Source organism: Variovorax sp. 05L425 (genome assembly GCF_056397705.1).
The window spans coordinates 322610-336660 of the sequence record NZ_JBFTNY010000001.1 but is presented as its reverse complement, the minus strand read 5'-3'; the positions used below and the strand labels follow the sequence as shown (position 1 = coordinate 336660).

The following is a 14051-nucleotide window of genomic DNA, read 5'->3' as shown; positions in this document are numbered from 1 at the left end:
CGGCGCGACAAGGCAACTCTATTCAATCGAGAGCGCAGCGGGGAGTAACAAGATCGTCGTGAATCCCGCGAGCGGCGGCGACAGCCAGCGACGCGCCCTCGCCTGCCCGATCGAACGCACCCTGCCGGCAGCTTCGAGATCGGCCAGGGCGCGCTGGACGGTGCGTTGACTGGCTCCCAGGGCCAGCGCCAGCGCCGAGGTCGACCAGGCTGCGCCGTCGGAGAGCAATGCCACCACCGACCCCTGGTCGCCATCGATCGGCGGCGCCAGGACGACGACGGCGCGCTCGCCGCGCGGCCGGAGCGCGAAACCCCGCGCGGTGGCCTCGACAAGCGCCAATTCCGTGACATGCGCGCGCAGGCGACCGACCTCGACCCGCAGGCGCGCCCGATGCGTCTCGTTGGCGTGGTGGGTGCGGAAAGCGCAGGCGATCAGCGTTTCCCGATCGACATCGCCGGGCCATGCCGCGGCGAGCGTACGCGCCAATGAGAACAGCACGGGCCGGCGCGCCAGCGGCCGCCACGCGTCGCCGACCTGCAGACCGCGACGGCAGGCATCGACAACCAATGCGTCCGAGGCCAGCAGCGCCGCAACCTCGTCGAGGCGCAACGCCTGCTCGCCGTCGACGGAAAGTCGCCGGGCCGCGGGCCGATCGAGCGCGGCCCGGGCTTCCGCCACCTCGGCCAGCAGCGCCGGCACGCCCGCGCGAGAGGCCGCCTCCTGCGCACGGGCGAGCGCCGCACGCGCCGCGCCGATGCGCAGCGAGCGCAGCGACAGTTCCGCCGCAGTCAGTTCGGCCACCGCCGCCAGCGACGGTGCCAGGCCACGCGCATCGAGCCGCGCCAGCGCCGCCGCGGCTTCCTCGAGGCGACCGAGCAGCAGGAGCCGTCGCGTCGCAATCAGCCGCGCCTGCACGGCATTCACGTGATCGGCATGCGCCTCGAGCGTCGCGGCCGCCGCAGCCAGCGATCGCGTCGAGCCGCCCAGATCGCGCATCGCCAGCGCCACTTCGGCCTCGGCGACGACGCAACGCGCACGCGCCAGGACTTCGTGGCTGCCGAAGGCGCGCGCGGCGCGGCGCAACAACTCGCGGGCGCGCGGATGCTCGCCGAGCTGGGCCATGGCGATGCCGCGCAAGGCCAACGCCGGCGGATCGTCGCGCAGCGCGATCCGCTTGAGCGCACCGAGTGCATCGCCGGCGGCAAGGGCGCGCCCGGAAGCGGCGATCAGGGAGTCCATGCCTGGGATGGGGCGGCGTCGTTGGTGACGCTGTTGGTCACCAGTCCCACGCTGGCCGCGATGTCGGCGAGCGTCGCACCCTTCACGCCCTGCTCGTTGAACCGCGAGGCGGCCGCGCTCAGGATGGCGTCGCGTTTTTCCTGGAAGCGTGCGGTCTGCGTTTCGCGTTGGGTCTCGACGGGCATCGTGTGGGAACAAAAGAGCGGGCGCGCCAATTATGCAGACGGCCGGCCGCGCGACCGCTCGGCGAGCGAATGGCATACGATTCCGGCGATGGCTACACAACCCTCCCCGCCGGTCTCGGATTCAAAGTTCGGACGGCCCGACCATGGGTGGAGACTGACCGCCTACACCATCATTTTCGAAGCCGACACGCGCGCTGGACGTCGATTCGACCTGGCGCTCATCGCCGTGATCCTGGCCAGCGTTGCCGTGGTCATGCTCGACAGCGTCGCTTCTATCCACGCCAAGCATGAAGTTTTGCTCGACACCCTCGAATGGGTCTTCACGATTGCGCTCACGGTCGAATATGTGGCCCGGCTTGTCTGCGTTCGGCGCCCCTTGCGCTACGCGAGAAGCGTGTTCGGCATCATCGATCTGCTGGCGCTGTTGCCCTCCTACATCGCGGTCTTCGTGCCCGGCGCGAATGCGCTGATCGATGTTCGGCTGTTGCGGCTGCTGCGCATCTTCCGGATCCTCAAGCTCACCGAGTACGTCGCGGAATTCGGAGCCCTCGGACACGCGCTTGCTTCGTCGAGGCGGAAGATCCTCGTGTTCATGGCCTTCGTGATGCTGGTCGTTGTGATCATGGGGACGCTCATGTACCTCGTGGAAGGACCCGAGAACGGCTTCACCAGCATCCCGACTGGCGTGTACTGGGCCATCACCACATTGACCACCGTCGGCTTCGGCGACATCGCACCCCATACGGACATCGGTCGCTTCATCGCTTCCATGATGATGCTGCTGGGCTGGGGCACGCTTGCCGTACCGACCGGCATCGTGAGTGCGGAACTCACCTCGCAACGACTGCGTCACGAACCCACCACACGCACGTGTCACGAATGCCTGAGCGAAGGCCACGCGCCTGATGCCAAGTTCTGCAGCGACTGCGGCGCCGAGTTGCCCCCGTGGCAGCGTCACTCCCCCAAGGCTGAATGAGTCGAGCGTGCTGGTAAGCGCCACAGCGCACGTCGGATTTTCCCTACACCAACGCAGCAGCTAAAGGACTATCTTCCGATACCAAATCGGGCAAGGGAGTGTGCTGCCGGAGATTGGGAAGAGAAGATGCTCAAAGCAATTGCGGTGGGCTTTTTTTTGGCGTCGATCATCTACGTGCACCTGCGCGGAAAAGAGCGTCACCGCTTCCGCAAGCAGTTGTTCGATCATTCCGCTTTCCTGGCCCCGCTCAATGTGATGCTCTACACGCTGTCCCGCGTGCCGACGACGCCCTACGTCAGCGTGGATCAATTCGAGGGACTGCGCGAGCTGGAGACCGAATGGGAGACGATCCGCGGTGAGGCCGAGGCCTTGGCGGCCCTTCGCCGCATCAAGGCTTCGGAGAAGAACGACGACGCGGGTTTCAACTCGTTCTTCAAGCATGGCTGGAAGCGCTTCTACCTCAAGTGGTATGAGGAATCGCCGCGCTCCGCCGCACGGTATTGCCCCCGCACCGTCGAGTTGCTGCAGCGCGTGCCCTGCATCAAGGGCGCGCTTTTCGCAGAGCTTCCGCCCGGCGCCGAACTCAAGCGCCATCGCGACCCCTACGCGGGCTCGCTGCGATATCACCTGGGACTGTCCACGCCGAATGACGACCGTTGCCGGATATGGGTCGATGGCGAACCCTACAGCTGGCGTGACGGCGCCTCCGTCGTCTTCGACGAGACTTTCATTCACTGGGTGCGCAACGACACCGACCGCACACGGCTGATCCTGCTGTGCGACCTGGAGCGACCCTTGCGCTTCCGTTGGGCCGAGGCGATCAACCGCGCCTTCGCCCGCTACGTGATGACTGCGGCGGCATCGCCCAATGATGTCGGCGACCGCACCGGCCTGATCAGCAGAATGTTCCGCATCTCGCTCGTCACCGGCCGGTGGCGGCGCCGCTTCAAGGCCTGGAACCCCACCGTCTACAAGTTCACGCGCTATGCGTTGATCGTGCTCGTGGCTGCCGTCCTGGTTCAGTGGTGACCTTCGACGCAAGGATGCGACGACGGCCTGATTGACGTCAAATCGACGAGACACATTCGAGTCTCGTCGAATGTCTCTCTGTTGATTCCCGGTACGTAATTCCCCTCACGCGTCCGTCAGATTCCGATCAGGAACAGGAAATGACCATGGGCGCCCGCTCTTGTGGAATCCGGAGGAATTCAGCGTATGAACCGAAATCTTGTCAGCGGTCTATTCCTCATGGCGATCTCACTCGCCTTCGGCCTTCAGGCGCTGCGTTACCCGATCGGGGATTTCAGTCGCGCGGGACCGGGATTGTTTCCCGCGCTGGTGAGTTCACTCTTGTTGCTGATCGGCGTGATCACCGTGATTCGATCGTTCTACGTCGAGCGCGTGCAACTGAACCTCAACTTCAAGAACATCGCCATCATCCTGGCGAGTCTCTGTGGCCTGGCACTGATTTCCACCTACGTGAACATGATCGTGGGGATCATCTTCATGGTGTTCTTCTCCACCTTGGCCGGCACTTCCTACTCGTGGGTGCGCAACGTCAAGATTTCCGCCGCCTTGGTCGCGATGGCTCTGGTCCTTCAAAAATTCCTCGGCTTGAACCTGCCGCTCTATTGATGGACGTCCTCAACAACCTGGCGTTCGGCTTTTCACACGCCCTGACCCTGCAGAACCTGCTGTTCTGCGCCATCGGCTGCACGGTGGGCACCCTGGTCGGCCTGCTGCCCGGCCTGGGCCCACTGGCCACCATCAGCCTGCTGCTGCCGCTGACCTACTCCATCCCCACCACGGGTGCGCTGATCATGCTGGCGGGCATCTATTACGGCGCGCAGTACGGCGACAGCGTGAGCGCCATCACGATGAAGATCCCGCACGCCAGCAGCATCGTCGCGTGCATCGACGGCTACCAGATGACGCTCAAGGGCAAGACGGGCCTTGCGCTGTTCACCGCAGGCGTCTCCAGCTTCATCGGCGGCTCGGTCGCCATCCTGGTGCTGGCGTTCCTGGCGCCCATGCTGGGTGAAGTGGCCTTCCTCTTCGGTCCGGCGGACTACTGCGCCATGATGATGGTGGGCTTCGTGTGCGTGAGTTTCGTCACCACGGGCAGCCTGCTCAACGGCCTGGCCATGTGCATGATCGGTGTGCTGCTCGGCACGGTCGGCACCGACGTGAACAGCGGGCTCGCGCGCTTCACGCTGGACCTGCCCTTCCTGATCGACGGCGTCGGCATCGTGAGCATCGCGCTGGGCTGCTTCGGCATCGCCGAGATCACGAAGAACCTTGATTCCCGTGAGGAACGCTCACCCTTCAACGGCAAGATCCACCTGATCCCGACGTGGGCGGAGTTCAAGCGGATCATCCCGAGCGCCCTGCGCGGCAGCGTCGTAGGCTCGTTCCTGGGGATCCTGCCCGGCGGCGGTCCCACGATTGCGCAGTTCGCGGCGTACGCCATCGACAAGAAGGTCAGCAAGTACAAGCACGAGATCGGCACAGGCTGCATCGAAGGCGTGGCCGGCCAGGCCGCGGCCGACGAGGCGGCAGCGCGCACCAGCTTCATCCCGCTGATGAGCATCGGCATCCCGGAGAACGCCGTGATGGCATTGATGCTGGCGGCCTTCATCATCAAGGGCATCCAGCCGGGGCCGAACATGATTGCCAGCCACCCCGAGCTCTTCTGGGGCCTGGTGGCCAGCATGTGGATCGGCAATGTCTTCCTGCTGGTGCTGAACGTGCCACTGGTGCGCTATTGGCTCTCGGTGTTCAAGATCCCATACAGCGTGCTGTTCCCGTCGATCCTCTTCTTCTGCTGCGTCGGCACCTACAGTGTGAACAACAGCCTGGAGGACATCTACATCACGGCTGCGTTCGGCCTCACGGGCTACATGTTCTTGCGGCTGGAGCTGGACGCCGCTCCGCTGATGCTGGGCTTCATCCTGGGCCCCATGCTGGAAGAGAACTTCCGCCGCGCATTGCTGCTGAGCCGTGGGAGTTTCACCACGTTCTTCACGCGGCCCATCAGTGGCACGCTGATGGCGCTCATTGCATTTTTCATCGGCTGGCAGGTGGTCTCGTTCGTCTTGCAGGTACGCAAGAAGAATGCGCTTCGACGGATGGTCGCCTCGCCTCCCGTGACGACGGCCGATGCTTGATACCGATGCGGAGCTCGACGACATGCTCTCCCGCCTGATCGTTGGCACCGGGCGCCGGGCCCGCCTCAAGGTGCAACTGCCTCCACGCTCGGCAACCGGCTGATGATGAGTTCGGCCATCGGCGACGGTGTGCGACCGCGCAGGGTGACGATGCCCATTTCCGTTGACAAAGGTGGCAGCCCGGTCACTTTCACCGGGTGAAGCTTGCCGGCCGCGACCTCCTTTGTCACGGAGGCATGCGTCGCAGCCAGGACCGAGTCACAGGCGAGCGCGACGTCCTTCAGCACCTCGACGTCGTCGCATTCGAGGGCCAGGGAGATTTCCGCCGACGACTCAAGGCCGAGAAGGCGACAGAGCGCCGCGCGCACGTCGACAGGCAACCGCACGGAGAGGACGCCATGCGTCCAGACCTGCTTCAGCGTGACGGAGCCGCCCTCCGTCAGAGGATGGCCGGCACGCACATAGAAGCCCCCCGGATCGCTGCGCAGCGGCCGGATATGCAGGTTGGGGTCCGAAGGGAGGTCCCTGTGGTCGGCAATGAAGAACTCGATGTCTTCCTCGAGCAGGCGCTTCAGCAGCAGTTGCCAGTTGCTGATCTCGACGCGCAGGTTGATGCCGGGAAACTCGCGCCGCATCGCGGCCAGCAGCGGCTTCAGGAAGGTGGCTGCGGGAAACGGACCCGCGCCGAACGCCGTGTCGCCCAGGCCGCGGCTGCGGTAGAGCTCGACGTCGCGTTCCAGGCAACGGCTGTTGAACACCAGTTGCCGGGCCCGCGCGACGACGAACTCACCCGCGGGCGTCGGCACCACCTCCAGCGTTCCGCGGTCGAACAACTGCAGTCCCAGCTCGGCTTCCGCCGCCTGGATGCTGCGGGTGAGCGCCGGTTGGCTGAGGTGCACCTGTTCGGCGGCACGGATGAAGCTTCGCCGGTCGGCGACCGCGACGATGTGTGCCCAGCGCTTGAGGTCCATGAGCCGCTCCTTCATTGGCAATTGCGTCCACTGCATTCATTCTTGACCAACTATGCATTGGACTCAATCGGAGTTCGCCTGAACAATCGCGCTCATTCCAAGAGCCCCGGCGTTCAGACACAGGACCCGGCCTGCCGATCAAAGCCAAGGAGACAACCTGGTGAATCTCATCCAAAACATCGTGCTCGTCGCGATCATCCTGTTTTTTGCCGTGCTGGAGATCCGCTCCGGCAAGCACGAACGCTTCAATGCCACCAAGGACGACACCAAGCTGGAACTGTTCATGTTCCTGGCGCTGCTGGCGGTGTCGCAGCCCTTCATCTTCGGGGTGACGGGCAAGCTGAGCGAACTGGCCATGCCCGGCCAGCGCGGGGCGTGGGCGCACCTGCCGTGGTGGGCCATGGGCGCGATCCTGCTGGTCGCCGACGACATGACGCAGTACTGGTGGCATCGCATCTCGCACTCGCCGCTGCTGTGGCCGCTGCATCGTGCGCACCACACCGCGCACTACATGAGCATCCGCATCACGTACCGGAACAACTTCTTCTACTACCTGATGATGCCGGGCCTGTGGGCTTCCGGCGTGCTCATCTACCTGGGTTTCGGTGACGCCTACCTCGTCTACATCGTGGTCAAGCTCACGGTGATCCTGGGCGCGCACAGTGCCGTGCCGTGGGATGCGCCGCTGTACCGCACGAAGTGGCTGCACCCCCTCGCCTGGGTGCTCGAACGCACGGTCTCGACGCCGGCCACGCACTGGGCGCACCATGCGCTCACCAACGACGACGGCATCGGGCACTACAAGGGCAACTTCGGCAATCTGCTGTTCATTTGGGACCTGATCTTCGGCACGGCCAAGATCACCCGTCGCTACCCGGCCAAGGTCGGTCTGCAGGACGACCTAACCTTCGGCAAGGAGCGTTGGTTCGTGGAGATGTTCTATCCGCTGATCCATTCGCGCCGCGCACACTCGGCCCTGGTGCCCGGCGGCAGGGCGTACGAAGAGACAGCGGCCGACGGGGATGCCAAGGCCGAACTTCACACGGCCACGAGGTAGACGTCAGCGCCATGAAGGCGCACCCACCCGCAGCGATTGGTTGTCAGTGCTTTCGGTGACGCGAGATACTGGCGCCGGACGATTGTTCGGCATTGCTGCGATATGGTGGGATCGATGTTCATCCAACCCGAGGTTGTCGCGACTCTCAAGCGCCGCATCGCGCGGGAAGGCTGGGCCATGGCGGGCGTCGGCACAAGGAACACAGCCGCGACTTTCGTGTACACGGTCGGATTGCAGAAAACCTTCGCGCATCCGGACTTGATCATGTTCGGCGTCGCACCGCCGCAGGCCAAGGGGGTCTTCGACGTCATCGCGGAACGTGTGAAGGCAGGCGAACCCGTGCACGAAGGCGTCATGGTCCTCGGCGCCGCGCGGGTTCCATTGATGCCACGGTCGGCAGACGCTTCACGCATCGAACTGCTGGTCCCTCCCCAGCTCGCACGCGGTCGCTACAACTACGTGCAGATCGTGTGGCCCGACGGAAAAGAGCGGTTTCCCTGGGAGGCCGGCTTCGACAAGAGGAGGCTTCGCTCCCAGTCGTATCTCTTCGAGGTCGGAGCGATCGAAACCCCCTGAGCCCCGGGAAATTCCTCGGGAAATCCCTCGCCTTTGCCACCTCGATTTTCTTGAAAGCTTTGCTGATAATGCGCATTACCAACTCGGTAATACGCATCAGCAAAGCCCCGTGCCCGCCGCTCGCCGCATCACACAGCAAGACATTGCCAAGCTCGCAGGCGTGAGCCAGGCGACGGTGTCCCTGGTGCTCAACGGCGCGGAGAACGCGCTGGCGCGCATTCCGCAGGAAACGCGCGAACGGGTGCAGAAGATCATTCGCGACACCGGCTATGTGCCCGATCCGATCGCCCGCCGCATGGCCAGGGGCTCGAACCGGATCCTGGGCGTGTTCACCTACGAGCCGGCTTTCCCGAACGCCCACGCCGACTTCTTCCTGCCCTTCCTGTTCGGTATCGAGGAGGAGGCGCAGGCGCGCGGCTACGACCTGCTGCTCCTGACCGGCGCAGGCGAAGGCGCCCAGCGAAAGATATTTGCGGAGGAAGGCCGACTGCGCATCGCCGACGGCTGCATCGTGCTGGGCAAGACCTTCGACCGGGCCGAACTCGCGCGGCTGGTGGCGGGCGACTATCCCTTCGTCGCGATCGGCCGGCGCGAGGATGCGGGCGGGCCCGTGCCCTTCGTCGGCGGCGACTACGCGACGGCCACCGGCGCGCTGGTGCGGCAGGCACGCGAACTGGGGCATCGGCGGCTGGCCTATCTGGGGTCGATCGGCCCGGCCGAATCGCCGCTGGATCGCTGGACGGGATTCACGGCCGCGCTCGGCAACGACCTCGAACTGGTCCTTCAATTGCCGGACACGACGGCCGACGACGGCGAGTTGCTCGATGCGTTGCTGGCCAGTGGCGCGACCGCGGCTTTCTGCGTCGAACTGGCCGATGCGGTGCGCCTCGAGCGCGCGGCAAGAACACGCGGGCTGGGGTTGCCGGCCGATTTCTCGGTCGTGGCGCTGGGCTCGCACGTCCGCACGGAAGGCAGCGGCACGCGCTTCGCGTCGTTCGCCATTCCGCGCGAGCAGATGGGCCGCCAGGCCACCGCGATGCTCGTGCGCCGCGTGGAAGGCGGCATGACGCAAGCGGTGCAACAAGTGCTGCTGCCCTGCGAGCCGATCCGCGGCGAAACCCTCGGTCCCGCGAAGGCGCGCTGAACCCTGCGAACTCACCCACTGGAACGACACAAGCATGCGAGAAATGAAGACGGACATCCTCGTGGTCGGTGGCGGGCTGGGCGGCGTGGCCGCCGCGCTGGGTGCGCTGGAAGCCGGCCGCACGGTGGTGATGAGCGAGGAGTACGACTGGATCGGCGGGCAACTCACCAGCCAGGCGGTGCCGCCGGACGAGCACAGCTGGGTGGAGCAGTTCGGCGTCACACGCCGCTATCGCGCGCTGCGCGACGGCATCCGGCGCTACTACCGCGACCACTACCCGCTCACCGCGGCCAGCCGCGCGTGGGACGAACTCAACCCGGGCGCGGGCTGGGTCAGCCGCATCTGCGCCGAGCCGCGCGTCGGTCTGGCGGTGCTCGAAGCCATGCTGGCGCCCCATCGCGGCGCCGGCCGCCTGACGGTGCTTCAACCGTACCGTCCCGTCGCGGCCGATACCCAGGGCGACACGGTGCGCGCGGTGACGCTGCGCCATCGCGACACGGCCGACGAGATCACGGTCGAAGCCGCCTTCGTGATCGACGCGACCGAACTGGGCGACCTCCTGCCACTGACGGGCTGCGAGTACGTGATCGGTTTCGAGAGCCAGCCCGACACCGGCGAACCGAGCGCGCCGACCACGGCGCAGCCGCACAACGTGCAGGCGGTCTCGATCTGCTTCGCGATCGACCACGTCGACGGCGACCACACCATCGACAAGCCGCGCAACTACGACTTCTGGCGTGCGTACCAGCCGCACTTCTGGGGCGGGCCGCTGCTGGGCTTCAAGGCGCCGAATCCGCGCACGCTGGAGATCACCGAGCGCTCCTTCACGCCCAACCCGGATGACGATCCCTTGCGGGTCGATGCCGACCAGCGCAAGAGCGGCGGCGACCAGAACCTGTGGACGTTCAGGCGCATCGCCGCGCGGCGCAACTTCACGCCGGGCGCCTACGCCTCGGACATCTGCCTGGTGAACTGGCCCATGATCGACTACATGGAGGGCTCGATCCTCGATGTGTCCGAGGCCGAGAAGGCGCGCCATCTGCAATCGGCGGCCGAGTTGTCGCACTCGGTCTTCTACTGGCTGCAGACCGAGGCGCCGCGCACCGATGGCGGCGCGGGCTTTCCGGGACTGCGGCTGCGCGGCGACGTCACCGGCACTTCGCACGGCCTGGCCATGGCGCCCTACATCCGCGAGAGTCGCCGCATCCTGGGCGTGACACGCATCGTCGAGCAGCACCTGTCGCATGCCGTTCGCGGCGACCAGGGCGCCGTGCGCTACCGCGACAGCGTGGGCGTGGGCATGTACCGCATCGACCTGCACCCGTCCACGGGCGGCGACAACTACATCGACGTGCCGTCCTGCCCCTTCGAGATTCCGCTCGGCGCCTTGCTGCCGCGCCGCATGACGAACCTGCTGGCCGGCGGCAAGAACATCGCCACCACACACATCACCAATGGCTGCTACCGGCTGCACCCGGTGGAATGGAACGTGGGCGAAGTGGCCGGGATGCTGGCCGCCCATTGCCTCGACCACAACGCCACGCCGCATCAGGTGCAGGCCGACGACGCACGACTCGCCACCTTCCAGGCGCTGCTGGCGCGCGCAGGCGTGGAAACACGCTGGCCCGACGTGCGCGCCTATTGATATCGAGACACCGAGGAGACCACCATGTTCCAACGCAAGAAGTCCGTCACGCTCCGCGCCATTGCCGGCGGCTTGGCCCTGTCGCTGGCCCTGGCCGCCGGCGCGTCGGCCGAGACCCAGCTGCGCATGACCATCTGGAGCGCGAATGAAGCGCACCTCAAGCTCTTCAACGGCATCGCCGAAGGCTTCAAGAAGGAACACCCCGACGTCACGGTCAGCTTCGAGTCGCTGCCCTTCGAGAACTACACCACCGCGCTGACCACGCAGATCGCCGGCGGCAACGCACCGGACATGGCCTGGATCTTCGAAACCAGCGCCTACGACTTCGTCAACTCGGGCGCGCTCGTGCCGCTCACCAAGGCGCTCGCCGCCACGCCGGGCTACAACGTGGCCGAGATCAGCCCGTCCGCCGCCGAGCGCTGGTCCAAGGACGGCGTGCTCTACGCCTATCCCTTCTCGACCTCGCCCTTCGCCGTGTTCGTCAACAACGACCTCATCCGAAAGGCGGGCGCCAAGACCCCGGCGGAACTCATCGCCGCCGGGCAATGGACGTGGCCCAATGCGATTGCGACCGCGCAAGCAGTGGCGCAGTCCGGCAAGGGCGGCCTGGTGGTGCGCGACTTCAACTACCAGGCATGGCAGTACCTGTCCTCGGTCTGGAATGCCTGGGGCGCGGCGCCCTGGAGTGCGGATGGCAAGCGCTGCACCTTCGCCGACAAGCCCATGGTCGATGCTCTGGGTTTCATCCACGACGCGATCTTCGTGAAGAAGGCGATCCCCGGACCGAACCAGAACGTCGACTTCTTCGCCGGCGACGCCGCGATGACGATCACGCAGATCAGCCGCGCTTCGCTGCTGCCCAAGGACAAGCGCTTCGATTGGGACCTGGTGCCGCTACCCAAGGGTCCGGTGGGTGACTACGCGATCGTCGGCCAGGCCGGCATCGGCGTGCTGAAGGCGGGCAAGGACGCGGCGATGGCGACCACATTCGTCGGCTACATGACCAACCCGGAGAACTCGGCCAAGCTGGCGCAGTTCTTCCCCTCGGCGCGCAAGTCACTGCTCAACGCCGAGGTGCTCGGCAAGACCAACGCGCTGCTTTCGCCGGCACAACTCGACAAGGTCGTGGTCTCGGGCATCTCGACCGGCAAGGTGATGCCTGCGCACACGGACTTCGCGCGGCTCCAGCAGATGGTGCGCTCCGGCCTCGACGCGGTCTGGCAGCCCCAGGCCGACATCCCGGCGGCGACACGCGCGATCTGCGCCCAGATCGGCCCGCTGCTCGCGCAGTAAGGCGCCGCTGCAAGCGCCATGGCTCGTTCACCAGATCCCGCGCCAGAGTTGCCGCTCGCCACGCCACGGCCGTTCTGGACGATCGCGCGGCGCGACAGCGTAGCGGGCTTGCTGTTCGCCGCGCCGCAACTGGCGGGCACGCTGGTGTTCGTGCTCGTGCCGCTGGTGCTGGTGTTCTGGTATTCGCTGCACGAGTGGAACGTGCTGGCCAACACCTTCAACTACACCGGCGCGCGCAACTACGAACTGTTGCTGAGCGACCCCACCCTGCCCGGCGTGCTGCTGGCCTCGGCGCTGTTCTCGGCCGGGCTGGTGGTCCTGAACATGAGCCTGGCCCTGCTGCTTGCCGTGCTGCTGAACCAGAAGCTTGCGGGCATCACTGTGTTTCGCACGCTGTTCTTCTCGCCAGTGGTGGTCTCGCTGGTCGCCTGGACCATCGTGTGGGGCTTCCTGCTGCAGCACAACGGCGGCATCAACGGCGTGCTCAAGTTGATGGGCGTCGAAGGGCCGAACTGGCTGCGCGCGCCCGCCACCGCCATGCTCTCGGTGATCGTGGTGCAGGTGTTCAAGAACGTGGGGCTCAACATGGTGCTCTTCCTGGCAGCGCTGCAGGGCGTGCCGCGCGAACTCTACGAGGCTGCACGCATCGACGGGGCGCCGCGCTTCAAGCAGTTCCGCCGCATCACGCTGCCGCTCATCAGCCCGACGATCCTGCTGACGTCCATCATCACGATCGTCGGCTCGTTGCAAGTGTTCGCACAGATCGCGGTGCTGACGCAAGGCGGGCCGGGCGTGTCGACGACGGTGCTGGTGTATTACCTCTACCAACAGACCTTTCAGTTCCATCGCTTCGGCTATGGCTCGACGCTGGCGATCGTGCTGTTCGCGATCGTTGCGTTGCTGACACTGGCCCAGTGGCAGATGCGCAAGAAGTTCGTCTTCCATGAACAGTGAGATCTCCGCGCGCATGAAGGTCGTGCTGTACGGGCTGCTGTGCGTGCTGCTGATCCCCTTCGTGTTCCCGACCTGGTGGATGCTGACGTCTTCGCTCAAGCCGATCAGCGACATCTTCGTGTTTCCGCCGCAGCTCTTTCCGACGCACCCGGACTGGAGCACCTACAAGCAGGTGTTCACGGTCCAGCCCTTCGCGCAGCAGTACTGGAACTCGGCATGGATCGCGGCGGTGGTGACGGCGGCCACGCTCGCCATCTCGTCAATGGCCGGCTATGCCTTTGCACGCATTCGCTTCCCCGGCGCCAATGCCTTGTTCGTCGTCGTGCTGACCGGCTTGCTGATCCCTTCCGAAGTGACCATCGTGCCGCTGTTCCGGATGTTCCTGAAGCTCGGCTGGGTCAATACGCACTGGCCGCTGGTGCTGATTCCGGTCTTCGGCGCGCCCAGCGTCTTCGCGACCTTCGTGATGCGCCAGTTCTTCATCGCGCTGCCACAGGAACTGGAAGAAGCCGCGCGCGTGGATGGCCTCGGGCGCTTCAAGATCTTCCGCACCATCGCATTGCCACTGGCGCGGCCGGCCCTGGCGTCGGTGGCGATCTTCACCTTCCTCCACAGCTGGAACCTGTACCTGGAACCGATCGTTTTCCTGTCGACGCCATCCAAGTTCACGCTGCCGCAGGCGCTCACGCAGTACACCGATGCCTACGGCGGGCCGATGTGGAACATCCAGCTTGCCGCGGCCACGCTCACCGCGCTGCCTGTGCTGATCGTCTTCGTGCTGGCGCAGAAGCAGTTCGTCGAAGGACTGGCCCACACGGGGCTCAAAGGCTGAGCTTCCACATCC

Annotated in this window: 14 protein-coding genes; 11 read left to right on the top strand and 3 right to left on the bottom strand. The window is 65.5% G+C overall.

Going from position 1 to position 14051, the window contains the following annotated elements:
• Positions 1-18: 18 nt before the first annotated feature.
• On the bottom strand, positions 19-1239 hold the full coding sequence (locus AC1DN9_RS01675; protein ID WP_478096651.1) for a helix-turn-helix domain-containing protein: 1221 nt from the start codon (positions 1237-1239) through the stop codon (positions 19-21).
• Entirely contained in the window at positions 1227-1424 is a 198-nt protein-coding gene (locus AC1DN9_RS01670; protein WP_478096650.1) for a hypothetical protein, read from the bottom strand. The genes AC1DN9_RS01675 and AC1DN9_RS01670 overlap by 13 nt, the downstream gene beginning before the upstream one ends.
• A gap of 88 nt (positions 1425-1512) precedes the next feature.
• Here AC1DN9_RS01670 and AC1DN9_RS01665 point away from each other — a divergent pair, with 88 nt between their 5' ends.
• From AC1DN9_RS01665 to AC1DN9_RS01650, 4 genes are all read left to right on the top strand, one after another.
• Entirely contained in the window at positions 1513-2400 is an 888-nt protein-coding gene (locus AC1DN9_RS01665; protein ID WP_478096648.1) for an ion transporter, read from the top strand.
• 126 nt (positions 2401-2526) lie between these two features.
• Complete coding sequence (locus AC1DN9_RS01660) at positions 2527-3429, top strand: aspartyl/asparaginyl beta-hydroxylase domain-containing protein (RefSeq protein WP_478096646.1); 903 nt, start codon at positions 2527-2529, stop codon at positions 3427-3429.
• A gap of 186 nt (positions 3430-3615) precedes the next feature.
• Positions 3616-4035: a tripartite tricarboxylate transporter TctB family protein gene (locus AC1DN9_RS01655; RefSeq protein WP_478096644.1), complete on the top strand. Its 420-nt coding sequence runs from the start codon at positions 3616-3618 to the stop codon at positions 4033-4035.
• A complete protein-coding gene (locus tag AC1DN9_RS01650) occupies positions 4035-5567 on the top strand; it encodes a tripartite tricarboxylate transporter permease (RefSeq protein WP_478096642.1) in 1533 nt (510 codons plus the stop codon). Before AC1DN9_RS01655 ends, AC1DN9_RS01650 begins: the two co-directional genes overlap by 1 nt.
• Before the next feature lie 65 nt (positions 5568-5632).
• On the opposite strand, the gene AC1DN9_RS01645 is transcribed toward AC1DN9_RS01650, so the two are convergent.
• The gene (locus AC1DN9_RS01645; RefSeq protein ID WP_478096640.1) at positions 5633-6538 is read right to left on the bottom strand and encodes a LysR family transcriptional regulator; all 906 of its coding nucleotides are present in this window, start codon (positions 6536-6538) and stop codon (positions 5633-5635) included.
• A 157-nt stretch (positions 6539-6695) separates the two neighbouring features.
• Here AC1DN9_RS01645 and AC1DN9_RS01640 point away from each other — a divergent pair, with 157 nt between their 5' ends.
• The 7 genes from AC1DN9_RS01640 (at position 6696) to AC1DN9_RS01610 (ending at position 14039) form a co-directional block, all read left to right on the top strand.
• Positions 6696-7595: a sterol desaturase family protein gene (locus AC1DN9_RS01640; RefSeq protein WP_478096820.1), complete on the top strand. Its 900-nt coding sequence runs from the start codon at positions 6696-6698 to the stop codon at positions 7593-7595.
• 114 nt (positions 7596-7709) lie between these two features.
• Complete coding sequence (locus AC1DN9_RS01635; protein WP_478096638.1) at positions 7710-8171, top strand: DUF4262 domain-containing protein; 462 nt, start codon at positions 7710-7712, stop codon at positions 8169-8171.
• Between the two features lie 109 nt (positions 8172-8280).
• Positions 8281-9315, top strand: a complete 1035-nt coding sequence (locus tag AC1DN9_RS01630; RefSeq protein WP_478096636.1) for a LacI family DNA-binding transcriptional regulator — start codon at positions 8281-8283, stop codon at positions 9313-9315.
• Positions 9316-9358: 43 nt separating this feature from the next.
• On the top strand, positions 9359-10960 hold the full coding sequence (locus AC1DN9_RS01625) for an FAD-dependent oxidoreductase (protein ID WP_478096634.1): 1602 nt from the start codon (positions 9359-9361) through the stop codon (positions 10958-10960).
• Between the two features lie 24 nt (positions 10961-10984).
• Positions 10985-12253 carry an ABC transporter substrate-binding protein gene (locus AC1DN9_RS01620; protein ID WP_478096632.1) on the top strand — a complete coding sequence of 423 codons (1269 nt, stop codon included), beginning with the start codon at positions 10985-10987 and terminating at the stop codon, positions 12251-12253.
• 18 nt (positions 12254-12271) lie between these two features.
• Positions 12272-13207: a carbohydrate ABC transporter permease gene (locus AC1DN9_RS01615; protein ID WP_478096630.1), complete on the top strand. Its 936-nt coding sequence runs from the start codon at positions 12272-12274 to the stop codon at positions 13205-13207.
• Entirely contained in the window at positions 13197-14039 is an 843-nt protein-coding gene (locus tag AC1DN9_RS01610; protein WP_478096628.1) for a carbohydrate ABC transporter permease, read from the top strand. The genes AC1DN9_RS01615 and AC1DN9_RS01610 overlap by 11 nt, the downstream gene beginning before the upstream one ends.
• The last annotated feature ends 12 nt before the right edge of the window (positions 14040-14051 follow it).